9 protein-coding genes and 1 pseudogene are annotated in these 14,662 nt (G+C 73.1%); 4 read left to right on the plus strand and 6 right to left on the minus strand.

Annotation, left to right across the window (positions count from 1 at the left end):
- Positions 1 to 7: 7 nt before the first annotated feature.
- The 3 genes from ACOBQB_RS24420 to ACOBQB_RS24430 form a co-directional block, all read right to left on the minus strand.
- The gene (locus tag ACOBQB_RS24420) at positions 8 to 1,507 is read right to left on the minus strand and encodes a DUF5719 family protein (protein WP_423594257.1); all 1,500 of its coding nucleotides are present in this window, start codon (positions 1,505 to 1,507) and stop codon (positions 8 to 10) included.
- Positions 1,504 to 5,211 (minus strand): glycosyltransferase, encoded by a 3,708-nt coding sequence (locus ACOBQB_RS24425; RefSeq protein ID WP_423594258.1) that lies wholly within the window; start codon positions 5,209 to 5,211, stop codon positions 1,504 to 1,506. The genes ACOBQB_RS24420 and ACOBQB_RS24425 overlap by 4 nt, the downstream gene beginning before the upstream one ends.
- A gap of 232 nt (positions 5,212 to 5,443) precedes the next feature.
- A complete protein-coding gene (locus ACOBQB_RS24430) occupies positions 5,444 to 5,707 on the minus strand; it encodes a WhiB family transcriptional regulator (protein WP_016642094.1) in 264 nt (87 codons plus the stop codon).
- A gap of 561 nt (positions 5,708 to 6,268) precedes the next feature.
- Here ACOBQB_RS24430 and ACOBQB_RS24435 point away from each other — a divergent pair.
- The 3 genes from ACOBQB_RS24435 to ACOBQB_RS24445 are packed head-to-tail and all read left to right on the plus strand — an operon-like array spanning position 6,269 to position 9,141.
- The gene (locus tag ACOBQB_RS24435; RefSeq protein WP_423594259.1) at positions 6,269 to 6,784 is read left to right on the plus strand and encodes a cysteine dioxygenase; all 516 of its coding nucleotides are present in this window, start codon (positions 6,269 to 6,271) and stop codon (positions 6,782 to 6,784) included.
- A gap of 33 nt (positions 6,785 to 6,817) precedes the next feature.
- A complete protein-coding gene (gene cofD, locus ACOBQB_RS24440) occupies positions 6,818 to 7,774 on the plus strand; it encodes a 2-phospho-L-lactate transferase (RefSeq protein WP_423594260.1) in 957 nt (318 codons plus the stop codon).
- A complete protein-coding gene (locus ACOBQB_RS24445; protein WP_423594261.1) occupies positions 7,771 to 9,141 on the plus strand; it encodes a coenzyme F420-0:L-glutamate ligase in 1,371 nt (456 codons plus the stop codon). Before cofD ends, ACOBQB_RS24445 begins: the two co-directional genes overlap by 4 nt.
- A gap of 449 nt (positions 9,142 to 9,590) precedes the next feature.
- On the opposite strand, the pseudogene ACOBQB_RS24450 reads toward ACOBQB_RS24445, so the two are convergent.
- The 3 genes and pseudogenes from ACOBQB_RS24450 to ACOBQB_RS24460 form a co-directional block, all read right to left on the minus strand.
- A pseudogene (locus ACOBQB_RS24450) lies at positions 9,591 to 10,585 on the minus strand (DNA-3-methyladenine glycosylase family protein).
- A gap of 39 nt (positions 10,586 to 10,624) precedes the next feature.
- Entirely contained in the window at positions 10,625 to 11,707 is a 1,083-nt protein-coding gene (locus tag ACOBQB_RS24455) for a sugar phosphate nucleotidyltransferase (protein WP_423594262.1), read from the minus strand.
- A 105-nt stretch (positions 11,708 to 11,812) separates the two neighbouring features.
- Entirely contained in the window at positions 11,813 to 13,192 is a 1,380-nt protein-coding gene (locus ACOBQB_RS24460) for a peptidoglycan recognition protein family protein (RefSeq protein WP_423594263.1), read from the minus strand.
- Between the two features lie 138 nt (positions 13,193 to 13,330).
- Between ACOBQB_RS24460 and ACOBQB_RS24465 the strand changes: the two genes are divergently transcribed.
- Positions 13,331 to 14,083 carry a TIGR03089 family protein gene (locus ACOBQB_RS24465; protein ID WP_423594264.1) on the plus strand — a complete coding sequence of 251 codons (753 nt, stop codon included), beginning with the start codon at positions 13,331 to 13,333 and terminating at the stop codon, positions 14,081 to 14,083.
- The last annotated feature ends 579 nt before the right edge of the window (positions 14,084 to 14,662 follow it).

Here is a 14,662-nt window from a genome sequence, read left to right on the forward strand (position 1 = left end):
GCACCGGTTACTTCTGCAGGGCCGTCAGATCGCGTTCCGCCTCCGGGACCGCGACCGACCCGCGGTCGTCCGGCAGCGTCTGGATCGTGAACATGGGGACGCCGTCCTCGGGCAGCGCCAGCATCCGCGAGCCGTAGACCGCGCCGCCGGACACCGGCTCCACGGTCAGGGCGTACGCCCCCTTGAGACCGGCAGGCACCGGCGGCCGAGCGACCTCCAGGGTCGTGCCGCCCTTGACCGTGTACGTCTTGGTGGCCGGCGAGCCGCCCTCGGTGCCCGGCGAGGCCGTGACCTTCACCTTCGCCGTCTTGTCCGGGGCCACCAGGGAGAGCGTGGAGCCCTTGGCGCGGTTGTCGGCGACCGTCGCGCGCGTGCCGACCGCGTCCGTCGCCGGGAGGAACGCCGTCTCCTTGTCGCTGCCCTTGCCGCGGGTGACGCGCAGCGCCGCGACCACGGGCACCGCCTTGTCGGTCGGCGAGAGCAGCAGCGAACCGGCCTCGCCCTTGGTGACGTCACCGAGATCAACGGCGGCCGTCATGCCCGCCTTGACGTGCAGGTTCTCGTGCCCGGCCGGGGTGAGGGTGCCGGTCGGCGAGGCCAGCTGGACCTTGAGGTCGGCATCGTCGGAGCCGGGCGCGAAGGCCACCAGGCGCACCGAGGTGGCGTCCTTGGGGATGCCGGGCAGGATCGCCGCGGGCGCCGGGTCGGCGGCGGCCGCCAGCCAGTCGCCGCCGGTCTTCTCGTCGGAGGACTGCACGGCGGCCGCGACCCGGCCGCTGCGCGCCGTCACGTGCATCGTGAGGTTCGTGTACTGCTTGTCGGCGAGCGTGGACAGCAGCACCGGGACGCTGGAGTGCGGCTGGACCTGGATCGCCTCGCCCACCGGGGAGGTGACCTCGCCGTCCGGGCCGAAGAGCTCCACGTCGACGACGGCCGCGGAGTCGTCGGGGTTGGTCAGGTGGATGTAGTCGCTGCGGCCCTTGGCGGTGCTGGTGCCCGGGAACCAGAAGTCCGTGTCGGGCGCCGTGCAGTTGGTGCCCTGCGCGCCGCGGCCGCTGCCCGCGGAGTACGTCGTGGTCTGCTGCACGGTCCAGCCGGGGGCGAGCGCGCCGTCGGCGGTGCCGATGAGTACGGGGGCCTCGGCGCCCGACTCCTCGCCGCCGACCGCCTCGCCCGGCGTGCGCTGGGTCAGGAAGGGCTTGGCCTTCTTGCCCTTGGCGCCGCCGTGCTGGGGTACGTCCGTCAGCTGCTTGGTCACGGGCAGTAGTTCCGCCTTGCCGCCGCCTTCGGAGCCGCTCGACTTCGGGGTGAAGGCGGTGTACGAGGTCTCGGCGAGGTCGGAGGCGCTGGGTGCCGGGCAGAGGAGGCTGGTGCGCTCCACGGGGAGCCGCGTGGCGGCCTTGGCGCCGTCGCCGTCCGTGCCGCCGGGGGCGCTGGACGCGGCGTACCCGGTCACGGCGCCGAGCGCGACGACCACAGCGATCAGGGACTGGGTGGTGCGGTTCACTGCTGGCTCCCGTCGGGGCGCTCACTGTCGGTGCCGTGGGGCGGCTGTGGGGGCGCCGGCGGCATCGGGGGGTGCTGCTCGTACGGCGCCTCTCCGTAGGACTGGCCGTACTGCTGCTGGTCGCTTCCGTAGGCCCCGGCTGTCCCGGCTGCTCCTCCGTAGGAGGCGTACGGGTCGTACTGGCCTCCCTGGTAGGCCTCCGACTGGTACTGCGGCTGTTCGTAGGGGCCCGTTTGGTACGGGCCGCTCTGGTACTGCTGGTCGCCGCCGTACGTGCCGTACTCGGCGCCCGCGCGGGCGGGTGCCTCCCAGTCCTCGTGGGACGGTGACGGTGCCGGTGACTGCTGCGGCGGGACCGCGGCGAGGGGCTGCTCGGCGGGGGGAGGCGGCGCGTCCTGGCCCGTCTCCTGCGCCGCCTGCTCGCTCTGGGCCCGCAGCCTGCGCGCCCTGCGGCCCTCGCCCTCGACCGCCTGGGCGGGGACGAGGGGCTCTTCGGGGAGGTCGTCGTCGACGACGCGGCGCCGGCCGGGCAGGGCGAGCACCACGAGGACGACGGCGAGCGCGCCCTGCGTCCACAGCCAGGCGGTGTGGCTCACGGGAGCTTCGAAGGTGACGTCCAAGCGGCCGCCGGTGGTGGGCAGTTCGAAGCCCTGCGCCCAGCCGTCGAGCGTGGTGCGGGGCAGCGGGCGGCCGTCGAGGGTCGCCGTCCAGCCCGGGTCCGCGGAGTCGGCGAGCCGCAGGACGCGGCCCTCCGCGCCCGAGGGGATCTTCGTGTGCAGCTCGACGGGGCCCGCGGCGACGGGCTCCGGGTCGCCCGTCTTCGGGACGACGGCGGCGCGGGAGACCTGACGGTCCACGCGCCACAGGGCGCTGCCGTCCTCCTGGCTGAGCCGGGTCAGGCCAGGGGTGGCGTCCAGGGTGCGGCTCAGCTGGCGGGGCGCGCCCTCGCGTACGAGGACGTAGCGCACGGCGTAGCCGCCGAGCTGGTCGGCCTGGTCGGCGCCGGAGCCCGCGACGAGCCGGGCGACGATCTTGTCGAGCCTGCCGTCGGTGGCGGCCGCCGCGGTCAGTTCGGCGTCACCGAGGCGGGCGCCTGATCCTCGTACGAGCGTGTAGGAGACCTGAGCCACCGAGTCGCTGGCGAGGACGAGGGTGCGGGCCTGGTCCTGCGTACCGCTCTCCTCCGCGACGAACGCGGGGACCTGCACCGGGTCGCGCCGCTCCAGGGGGCCGTCGGCGCCGCGGATCATCCATCCGGCGGCGACGAGCAGCGGTCCCGCGGCCGCGGCGAACGCGATGAGCGCGGCCACCGGCTGGCGCCAGCCGAAGCTCTGCTCGGCGACACGCGCGCGTGCCCCGTCGGCGCCGAGCGCGGCGGCGGCCAGGAGCGCGATGCCGTAGCCGAGGGTGGCGGGGCCGGCCCACGCCGAGCCGTTCGCCAGGACGGCGAAGACCAGCGAGACCAGGGCGGCCGCCCAGGCGGTACGGATGGCGAGCTGCCGCTCGGTGCGCAGCAGGGCGCCGAGCGCGGCGAGGACGATGCCGATCAGCAGCAGTCCGTCCACGGTGCCGGGGCCGCCGGGGCTGGCGCCGAGCAGGTCGAGCGCGGTCGCGGAGCCGTCACCGAACTCCAGGCCCGCTTCCTCGAAGAAGCCGAAGGGCAGCAGCGTCAGCGACCACGGGGCGAGGACGAGCAGCGGCGTGCCGAGCGCGGCGAGGAACCGCGGTCCGTACGCGGTGATGTCGCGCAGGCGCAGCGCGAGGAGGGCGAGGCCGAGCACCAGGGCGATCGGCCAGACGATCGGCGTGAAGGCCGTGGCGAGGGTCAGCAGCAGCGCGTACGCCCACGTGGCGCGCCAGGTCCCGCGTGCGCCTCCGGAGGCCGTCAGCCCCGCGGCGGCGACGCCCGCGCGCGCGATGAGCGGCAGCAGGACGGCGAGGACGGCGGTGCCGACGCGGCCGCCCGCGAGCGCGCCGGTGGCGGCGGGCAGGAAGGCGTACGCGACGGAGGCCCAGGCGCGCAGCAGGCGCGAGGTGACGAGCGGGCGCGAGGCGAAGTACGCGGCGAAGCCGGCCAGCGGCACGGAGCCGACGAGCAGCACGGTGACCGCGAGCCCAGTAGAGCCGAACAGCAGTGTGGACAGCCCGGCGACGAGCGCGAGGTAGGGCGGCGCGGTCTGGGTGCCGCCCGTGCCGACGGGGTGCCAGCCGTCCAGGTAGCGCGCCCACAGGCCGGAGGAGTCGGCGGGCGCGGGCAGCAGCGCGCCGCCCGCGAGCGCACCGCTGCCGAGCAGGGCGCGGCAGGCGATGAGCGACACGAAGAGAAGGACGACGAAGAGCACCGGGCCCGGCTTGCGGGCGATGCGCTTGAGGCGGGCGAACTGCTCGATCTCCAGGAAGTCCGCGTCGTCGCCGCCGGGTCCGGACTCGACGACGCCGTGGCGTCCCGCGCCCGCGGGCGCTTCCGCGTCGGAGCTGCCGACGAGGCTGCCGGCGACCTGTTCGACGGTGGCCCGCACGGTGGCGCCGGGCGGCGGGAACAGGGCCCGCATCTCCCCCGCGTCGAGCACCGGTTTGCCGCGCCGCTTGCGGGCGGCGAGGATGCGTCCGGGCCGCAGCAGTGTCACCAGGAGGCCGGCGATCTCGTCGAGCGCCTGTCCGGGCGCCTTGCCGAGCAGATACGTGACGGTGCGCAGGAGCGTGCCGAGGACGAGCCGGAAGAGCACCCACGGGAGCACGGCCGAGCGGGCGTTGGCCAGGAGGGTGTAGGCGGCGCCCGCCTTGTCCACGCGGTGCGGCGACGTCGCCGTGCGGCCCACGCAGTCGACGGTGCGGCGCTCGCGGGAGGACGCCTCGGCGTGCCGGACGACGGCGTCGGGGGCGACGAGGACGCGGTGCCCCGCGGCGTGGGCGCGCCAGCACAGGTCGACATCGTCGCGCATCAGCGGCAGGAACCGGTCGAAGCCGCCGAGCTGTTCGTAGACGTCGCGGCGGATCAGCATGCCGGCGGTGGAGACGGAGAGGACGGGGCGCACGTGGTCGTGCTGCCCCTGGTCCTGTTCGCGGCGGTCGAGGCCGGTCCAGCGGCGGCCGCTGTTGGCGATGGAGACGCCGACTTCGAGGAGCTGCCTGCGGTCGTACCAGCCGCGGAGCTTGGGGCCGACGACGGCGACGTCCTTGCCGAGCTCGTGTTCGTTCTCGACGGCGCGCAGCAGTTCGGCGAGGGCTTCGGGCTCGGGGGCGCAGTCGTCGTGGAGCAGCCAGAGCCACTGCACGGGCTCGCCGTGCGGCAGGTCCGGCATGTCGTACGCCTCGTCGCGCCAGGTCCGGCTCACCGGGTCCCAGCCGCTGGGGCGTTTCAGGTACGGCAGTTCCTCGGGGGTCAGCACCTTGGCGCCGCGGACCGCCTCGTCGACGGCGGTGCCGAAGCCGGAGCGCCGGGCGAGGTGCAGCACGCGGTCGGGGCCGAGGGCCTCGGTGAGCAACCGGGCGGAGTCGTCCGCGCTGCCGGTGTCCGCGGCCACCGCCTGCTGCACGGGGCGCTCCTGGCCGAGCAGCCCGGCCAGGGCGTCGGGCAGCCAGCGGGCACCGTCGTGGGAGACGAGGACGGCAGTCACGACGTGCCGCGGGAACTCAGGAGGGCGGGTCGGGTCGAACCCGGCGGCAGCGTCGTGATGGGCTGCCGGATGGCTGTGCACGGACATCGAGGTACGGGCCCCGGTTCGATGGACTGCGGTGGACGCCTGCGCCCTGCGGGGGCGCCGGGGCGTATCGGACGGGGCCCCACACTAACGGCTGGCACCAGGACGGCCCGCCGCCTGTGGATAACCCACGGGCGACGGGCCGTTCGTTGCGCATTGGTTGAGGGAGATGTGCCGAATTGGCGGGACGACTCCGGCGCGCGAGCGCGTCCGGTCATACCGCGGACTTCTTCGGTCACACCGCTGCCTTCTTCAGTCGTCGGCGCTCACGCTCCGACAGGCCGCCCCAAATACCGAAGCGTTCGTCGTTGGCGAGTGCGTATTCAAGGCATTCTGATCGGACTTCACAGGCGAGACAGACCTTCTTGGCCTCGCGGGTGGAGCCGCCCTTCTCAGGGAAGAAGGACTCGGGGTCGGTCTGGGCGCACAGCGCGCGCTCCTGCCAGCCGAGTTCCTCGTCCGCGTCCTCGACCAGCAGTTCCTGAACCAGCTCGGTCATCTGCGCCCCTCGTCTGTCTGTGCGTCCCCGTGGTGCTGCCGTTACCGATTTCGGCTGAACGACACGAGTGAAATTACAAGTGTGCCGATCCGGGCCAGTCAAGCCGAGATCTGCTATTGGGCCCCTTATTCACTCTGCGGAACCAAGGCTATGCGGAAAGTGTTCAAATCGGGATAAACCACTACCCCGTCGGCAGCCCCGATCTCACTGATGAGGACGGCGAGGTTTGAGTGCCGGTTGCTGCGCCATGTGTCCCGTGCTCCCGGTGCACAAACCTTTCGCCTAACCGAACAACCGGATGAGGTGAAACATATCCCACATTCCGGACATAGAGTTGACAGCGCAGGTGTAAGCGGGTGTCCTAGTGGGCATGCTCGCGAACCTGGCTCTTTCGATGACCCGCACCAGCGGGTCCGTCGGTGCTGCCCACGCGCGCTGTTGCTGTTCCTGCTCCAGCTGTTGAGTTCATCCAGCTGTCGAGCCGCTTTTCCCGGTCCTCCAGGGCCCTCCACCCATCCCACGCGACACCCCAGCTCTCTTACGTTGAGGAACCACCGCACGATGAACAGCGACAGCGACCTCCAGATCGCCGGCGACATCCTCGAAGTCCCGCACCTCCTACAGCCCGCCCGCGAGCACCCCGTCACGGTGGCCGAGTTCGTCGGCCTCGCCCGCGCCATCGCCGCCGACCGCTCCCAGTGGGAGCACCTCGTCGAATACGACGCCACCAGCCGCTGGTACCACCGCCTGCGCGTGGGGCCCGGCTACGAGGTCTGGCTGCTCTCCTGGGTGCCCGGACAGGGCAGCGGCCTGCACGACCACGGCCCCTCCTCCGGCGTACTCACGCTCCTCGAAGGTGAGTTGACGGAGCGCACCGAGGGGGGCACGCGGGCGCTCGCAACGGGCGCGCAGCGTGTCTTCGCGCCGGGTTACGTCCACGAAGTCGTCAACGACTCCCTCGAACCCGCCGTCAGCCTGCACATCTACTACCCCGGCCTGACCGAGATGCCGATGCACTCGGCCCAGTGCGCCGCCGGCGTCACCGACGGTGTCGCGGAAGATGCCGTGACCGCCTGACGCACTGTCGTACCCGCCTGACATGCTGGGTCCATGCGCATTGTGGTTCTGGCCGGCGGCATCGGCGGCGCCCGTTTTCTCCGCGGGCTCAAGAAGGCCGCGCCCGACGCGGACATCACGGTCATCGGCAACACCGGTGACGACATCCACCTGTTCGGGCTGAAGGTCTGCCCCGACCTGGACACCGTGATGTACACGCTCGGCGGCGGCATCAACGAAGAGCAGGGCTGGGGACGTTCGGACGAGACGTTCAAGGTCAAGGAAGAGCTCGCGGCCTACGGCGTCGGGCCCGAGTGGTTCGGGCTCGGCGACCGGGACTTCGCGACGCACATCGTGCGGACGCAGATGCTGGGCGCCGGATATCCGCTCAGCGCCGTCACGCAGGCGCTCTGCGAGCGGTGGCGGCCCGGGGTGCGGCTCATCCCCATGTCCGACGACCGCGTCGAGACCCATGTCGCCGTCACGCTCGACGGCGAGCAGAAAGCCGTGCACTTCCAGGAGTACTGGGTGCGGCTGCGTGCCTCCGTGGACGCGCACGCGATCGTGCCGGTCGGCGCCGAGCAGGCGAAGCCCGCGCCGGGTGTGCTGGAGGCCATCGCGGACGCCGATGTCGTGCTCTTCCCGCCGTCCAACCCCGTGGTGAGTGTCGGGACCATCCTCGCCGTGCCCGGTATCCGCGAGGCCATCGCCGACGCGGGCGTGCCGGTCGTCGGGCTCTCCCCCATCGTCGGTGACTCGCCCGTGCGGGGCATGGCCGACAAGGTGCTGGCCGCCGTCGGCGTGGAGACCAATGCCGCCGCCGTCGCCGAGCACTACGGCAGCGGGCTGCTCGACGGGTGGCTGGTCGACAGCGTCGACGCGGGTGTGGTGGAGCGGGTGGAGAGCGCCGGCATCCGGTGCCGGGCCATTCCGCTGATGATGACCGACGTCGACGCGGCGGCGGAGATGGCGCGGCAGGCTCTCGCGCTCGCCTCGGAGGTGCGGGCGTGACTTCGCCGTCGTCGCAGCCTTCGCCGTCCTTTCGGGTGTGGGCCGTCCCCGGGTTGCCCGAGGTACGGGAAGGTGATGACCTCGCCAAGATGATCGCCGCCGCCGAGCCGGGGCTCGCCGACGGTGACGTCCTGATCGTCACGTCCAAGATCGTCAGCAAGGCCGAGGGGCGGATCGTCGAGGCGAGCGACCGCGAGGCGGCCATCGACGCGGAGACCGTACGGGTCGTGGCGCGGCGCGGGACCCTGCGGATCGTGGAGAACCGGCAGGGGCTCGTGATGGCCGCGGCCGGGGTCGACGCGTCGAACACACCTTCGGGGACGGTGTTGTTGCTGCCCGAGGATCCCGACGCGTCGGCTCGCGCCGTGCGGGACGGGGTGCGGGACGCGCTGGGGGTCGAGGTCGGCGTCATCGTCACGGATACGTTCGGGCGGCCCTGGCGGGCCGGGCTCACCGATGTCGCCATCGGGGCGGCGGGGGTGCGGGTGCTCGATGATCTGCGGGGTGGGGTCGACGCGTACGGCAATCCGCTGAGCGCGACCGTTGTGGCCACGGGCGATGAGCTGGCCGCCGCGGGGGATCTCGTCAAGGGGAAGGCCGCGGGGTTGCCGGTGGCCGTCGTGCGGGGGCTGGGGCGTGTGGTGGTGGTCGGTGACGCCGGCTCTGGGTGCGACTCGGGCTCGGGCTCCGGCTCCGACTCCGACTCCGACTTCGGGGCTCGGGTGCTGGTACGTGGGGCTCAGGACGACATGTTCCGGCTGGGGACGTCCGAAGCGGTGCGGGAAGCGGTGACGCTGCGGCGGACCGTGCGGGAGTTCACGGACGATGAGGTCGACCCCGGGGCCGTGCGGCGTGCCGTCGCCGCGGCGGTCACCGCGCCGGCTCCGCATCACACGACGCCGTGGCGGTTCGTGCTGCTGGAGTCCGCGGCGGCGCGGGTCGCGTTGCTGGACGCGATGCGGGACGCGTGGATCGCGGATCTGCGGCGGGACGGGAAGTCGGAGGAGTCCATCGCCAAGCGGGTGCGGCGCGGGGATGTGTTGCGCAAGGCGCCGCTTCTGGTCGTGCCGTGCATGGTGATGGACGGCGCCCATACGTATGGGGACGCGCGGCGGGATGGGGCCGAGCGGGACATGTTCGTGGTCGCGGCGGGGGCCGGTGTGCAGAACTTCCTTGTGGCGCTGGCCGGGGAGCGGCTGGGGTCGGCCTGGGTTTCCTCGACGATGTTCTGCCGGGATGTCGTGCGGGAGGTTCTTGATTTGCCGGGGGCGTGGGAGCCGATGGGGGCGGTGGCTGTCGGGCGCCCGGCGGGGTCGCCTCCCGCTCGGGGTGCGCGGGATGCGGGGGGCTTTGTCGCTGTTCGGTGAGAAGGCCGGCCGGGGGCCTTGGGGTGGTTTTTCGCTGCGGGTGCGTTGTGGCTTGTCGCGCAGTTCCCCGCGCCCCTGAGGGGGCCTTGTGTCTCGGGGGATCGTGCGGGTGGGTGGGAGTTGATCACGCCGTTCCCCACGCCCCTGAACGGGGCCCACGCCCCCACGGGACCGTGCGGGTTCGTGGGCGCTGATCGCGCCATTCCCCACGCCCCTGAACGGGGCCCACGCCCCCACGGGACCGTGCGGGTTCGTGGGCGCTGATCGCGCCATTCCCCACGCCCCTGAACGGGCCCCACGCCCCCACGGGACCGTGCGGGTTCGTGGGCGCTGATCGCGCCATTCCCCACGCCCCTGAACGGGCCCCACGCCCCCACGGGACCGTGCGGGTTCGTGGGCGCTGATCGCGCCATTCCCCACGCCCCTGAACGGGGCGTTCATTGGTGTGGTCAGAGTAGGGCGATGTCTGTTTTGCGCATGCGTGGGGCCCTGCGGGGTGGGGTGTGGCCGCTTAGGAGGATGAGGCGGGTTGCTCGGTGGCGTTGGCCCTCGTAGGGGGTCAGGAGGCGCAGCATCGTTTCGTCGTCCGCGTCGCGGTCGTTCGCCAGGGCGTGGCCGACGATGCCCGGGAGGTGGAGGTCGCCGACCGTGACCGCGTCGGGGGCGCCGTTGGTGCGCTGGACGGTTTCGGCGGAGGTCCAGGGGCCGATGCCGGGGATCAGCTCCAGGCGGGCCTGGGCATGGAGCGGCTCCATCGTGGCCGCCTCCTCCATACGGCGGGCCACCTTCACCGCGCGCAGGATCGTCGACGCCCGCTTGTTGTCGACGCCCGCCCTGTGCCACTCCCACGAGGGGATCAGGGACCAGGTGCGGGGGTCCGGCATCACGTACATGCGAGGGGTGGGGCCGGGGCCGGCTCGCCGTGGCCGCGGACCAGGAGGCGCCAGGCGCGGTAGGCCTCGTCCGCGGTGATCTTCTGTTCCAGGATGGAGGGGATCAGGGATTCGAGGATCAGTCCCGTGCGCACCAGCCGCAGGCCGGGGCGGCGGCGGGCCGTCGCGGCGACCAGGCGGTGGCGCGGTTCGAAGGCGGAGGGGTCGTCACACTCGCCCAGGAGGGTGGGGAGGCGGTCCAGGAACCACGTGGCGCCCGGGCCCCAGGCCTCCGCCTCGACCGTGCCCGTGCGGAGCGCCACGCGCAGGGTGCCGGGGCCCTCGGGCGTGCGGCTGGCGCGCCAGATCGAGCCGTCGGGGGTCATACGGAACGTGGGGTCGCCGGGGCCTCGTCGCAGGGGCCCGAGGGTCACGCCCAGGTCCAGGGGGAACGGCGGCTTCCAGGAGCGGGTCAGCGGCGCCGCGCCCTGGCGGGGGACGCCTGACGGCACGGCCGTCTCGCCGCCGCGCACGGTGGTGCGGGTGGGGCGCGGTGCGAAACGGGACGACACCTGTATGAGGGTAGGCGACTCCCGCCCCCGCCGGGGCGCTTACTGGTCGGAGGAGAAGCGGACCGCGCCGGCCGGGAGCGTGGCGCCGCACCAGACGCGTACGCCGTCGCGCAGTTCGTTGTCGGCGCCCACGCTCGCTCCGTCGCCGACCACCGCACCGCGGAGCGCCGTGCGCGCGCCGACGCGGGCGTCCGCGCCGACGAGGGAGTCGGTGATCACCGCGCCGGGTTCGACGACCGCGCCGGACAGGATCGTGCTGCCGGAGATGCGCGCGCCCTCGCCGACCCTGGCGTTCTCGCCGACGACCGTGCCGCCGGTGAGCTTGGCGTCCGGGGCGACGCGGGCGGTCGGCAGGACGAGGCTCTCGCCGCGGCGCCCGGGCACCGCCGGGGAGGGCGCGCGGCCGAGGACGAGGTCCGCCGAGCCGCGTACGAAGGCCTGGGGCGTGCCGAGGTCCAGCCAGTACGTCGAGTCGACCATGCCCTGGAGGTGGGCGCCCGAGGAGAGGAGGTCGGGGAAGGTCTCCCGTTCGACCGAGACGGGGCGGCCCGCCGGGATCGTGTCGATGACCGAGCGGCGGAAGACGTACGCGCCCGCGTTGATCTGGTCGGTGACGATCTCCTCCGGGGTCTGCGGCTTCTCCAGGAAGGCCGTGACCCGGCCGGTCGGGTCGGTCGGGACCAGGCCGTACGCCCTCGGGTCCGTGACCCGGGTCAGATGCAGGGAGACGTCGGCGCCGGAGGTCTCGTGCGTGTCGACCAGGGCCCGGATGTCGAGGCCGGTGAGGATGTCGCCGTTGAAGATCAGGACCGGGTCGTCGGGAGCCGAGCGCAGACGGGACGCCACGTTACGGATCGCGCCACCCGTGCCCAGGGGCTCGGTCTCGGTGACGTACTCGATGTGGAGGCCGAGCGCGGAGCCGTCGCCGAAGTACGGCTCGAAGACCTCGGCGAGGTAGGAGGTGGCGAGGACGATGTGTTCCACGCCCGCCGCGCGGGCCCGTGCCAGCTGGTGGGTGAGGAACGGGACGCCCGCCGCCGGGACCATCGGCTTGGGGGTGTGGACCGTGAGCGGCCGCAGCCGGGTTCCCTTGCCGCCGACCAGGAGGATCGCTTCTGTCACCTGTCGTCTCTGCTTCCTGCTGGGGCCGGCCGAACGTGGGTTTCGGCCGGCCAGTGTATGCAGACGGATGTGCAGATCGTGCAGTTCGTACAGTGCGAGCGGGCTTCAGCGCCCCTGGTAGCGGGCCGCGGAGGACCGGGCCGTGCCGAGCTTTGCGTACAGTTGCCTACCGGGACATTCTGTGGCGTATCCGTCGCGGTGCCCTGAGATGACCTGAAGTCTGACGTTCGTGCCTTTCTTGTACAGGTTGCCGCCGCCGGACTTCAAGTGGGTGGTGCCGCTGGGGTCGGCGCCGTGCAGGCCGAGCTTCCACGCGGCCAGCTTGGCGATCGCGGTCACGGCCGCCTTCGGCGGTTTGGCGCTGCTGTACGTGCCGAGGACGGCGATGCCCGTGCTGTTCGCGTTGAAACCGAGAGTGTGGGCCCCAAGGACCGGCTTGGCCACACCTCCGGCACGTCCTTCGTAGATGTTTCCGCACTTGTCGATCGCGAAGTTGTAGCCGAAGTCGCGCCAGCCGCTGCTCTTGACGTGGTAGCGGTAGATGCTGCGGAGTACGGAACCGGCCTGTGAGCAGCGGTAATTGTTGCCGGACGCGCTGTGGTGCACGAAGGCGGCCTTCACCGTCTGCGTGTACGCGAAGTTCTTCTCGCGGATCCGCTCGTCCGCGCCCCAGCCCTTGCGCGTGATGATGCTCGGGCGCGGGCCGATGTAGGGCCGCGCCTGACCGGCCACTTCGGGGCCGCCGCGGGCCGCGAGCAGTTCGTCCTCCGTCTGCTGCTTGGTCAGTTCCGGGATCGCGAATGCGTCCATCGGGGCGAGGTCCGCGTTGACGGCCGCGGCGGCCTCCGACTCGACGGTCATGCCGGGGGTCAGGCGCGGCACTTCGGTCTGGCCGCCGCGGGGCGGCGGCTCGTCGCCGGGGTCGACCAGTTCGAGGCGCAGGCCCTCGGGGAGCAGGCCACCGGCTCGGGCCTGGTCGCCACGCCGCTCGTACTCCGCCCGTACGCGCACCTCCACGCCGTCGGAGTTGCCGACCCACAGGGGGGCGGTGGCGCCGCGGACCTTGCCGGTGCCGCGCTCCAGGGTCTCCGGGTCGGCCGCGTGTTCGTGGTTGTGTGTCTCCACGCTCTGCCAGTCGGACCACGTGGCGGTGCCACTGGCACGGGTACGGACCTGGACCGTGCCGTGCAGTTCGTCGGACGGGTCGTCCCAGACGACGCCCACCAGGGCGAACGGGCGGACGTCGCGCCGGGTCAGGCCCTGTTCGCGCTCGTTCGGGCCGGACGAGCGGTCGGAGGCGAGCGGGGCGAGCGGCAGCGACTGGGTGCTGCCGGGGATGCCCTCGGCTGTGGGCGGGGCGGCGGGTGGCGCGGCGGGCGAGGCGGCGGGGGTCGCGGCCCGGGCGCCGGATGCCGGCAGGGCGAGGGGCAGGGCCAGGGCGGCCGCGCACGTGACACCGATCGAGGAAGCAAGAAATCCACGCATACGTCTGATCGTTGGCATAGCGGAACATATCTGTCCATCGGGGAATTGACGGACTGTCGGCCCTGAGCCGCCGAACCGGTGGTGTCCTCTCCCCCGCCACGCCGGGGGCCGTGCGGGTGCCCGCGTACCCTTGCGCCCGTGAACGCCAACGACCGCACCCCTGCCGACCTGCTGCGATCCGCGCTCGCCTCGGATCCCGGCCGTCCTCTGGTCACCTTCTACGACGACGCCACGGGCGAGCGCGTGGAATTGTCCGTCGCCACCTTCGCCAATTGGGTGGCCAAGACCGCCAATCTGCTCCAGGGCGATCTCGCCGCCGAACCCGGTGACCGGGCCGTGCTGTTGCTGCCCGCGCACTGGCAGACGGCCGTGTGGCTGCTCGCCTGTTCGTCGGTGGGTGTGATCGCGGACGTGGGCGGTGACCCCGCCGCGGCGGATCTCGTCGTCAGCGGCCCGGACACGCTGGACGCCGCGCGCGCCTGCTCCGGGGAGCGGGTCGCGCTGGCGTTGCGGCCGCTCGGGGGGCGCTTCCCGCAGCCGCCGGTGGGTTTCGCCGACTATGCGGTGGAGGTGCCGAGCCAGGGCGACCGGTTCGCGCCCTTCGCTCCCGTCGACCCGGACGAGCCCGCTCTTGCCGTCGGCGGGGCGGAGCTGAGCGGGGCGGGGGTGGTGGAGCGGGCGCGGGGTGACGCCGAGCGGCTCGGCGTCACGGGTGGCTCCCGGGTGCTGTCCGGGTTGTCGTACGGGACGTGGGAGGGGCTCAGCGCCGGGTTGTACGCGGCGCTTGTGGCGGGCGGGTCGGTGGTGTTGTGCCGGCACCTTGATCAGCTTGCGGAGGGTGGTCTGGAGAAGCGGGTCTCGGATGAGCGGGTGACTGTGACTGTGCGGTGAGGTGGGGCTGTGGGGTGGGGTTGTGGGACGGGGGCCTGCGGGGGTTTGCGCGTGCGTGCCGGTCTGTGGGGGCTAAGCGCGCAGTTCCCCGCGGGGGGTTTGCGCGTGCGTGCCGGTCTGTGGGGGCTGAGCGCGCAGTTTCCCGCGGGGGGTTTGCGCGTGCGTGCCGGTCTGTGGGGGCTGAGCGCGCAGTTCCCCGCGCCCCTGACCGGCGGCTGCCCGTGCCCGGTGGGGTGGTGCGCCGCCGGGCGGTCCGACCCCGTTCCCCCGGCCGCCCGTCCGTGGGGGCTGAGCGCGCAGTTCCCCGCGCCCCTGACCGGCGGCTGCCCGTGCCCGGTGGGGTGGTGCGCCGCCGGGCGGTCCGACCCCGTTCCCCCGGCCGCCCGTCCGTGGGGGCTGAGCGCGCAGTTCCCCGCGCCCCTGACCGGCGGCTGCCCGTGCCCGGTGGGGTGGTGCGCCGCCGGGCGGTCCGACCCCGTTTCCGGCCGCCCGTCCGTGAGGGCTGAGCGCGCAGTTCCCCGCGCCCCTGACCGGCGGCTGCCCGTGCCCGGTGGGGTAGCGGTCCCGGGGCGTGGGTGA

The organism is Streptomyces sp. G5(2025), from assembly GCF_049542075.1.
In the GTDB taxonomy this organism is placed as follows: domain Bacteria; phylum Actinomycetota; class Actinomycetes; order Streptomycetales; family Streptomycetaceae; genus Streptomyces.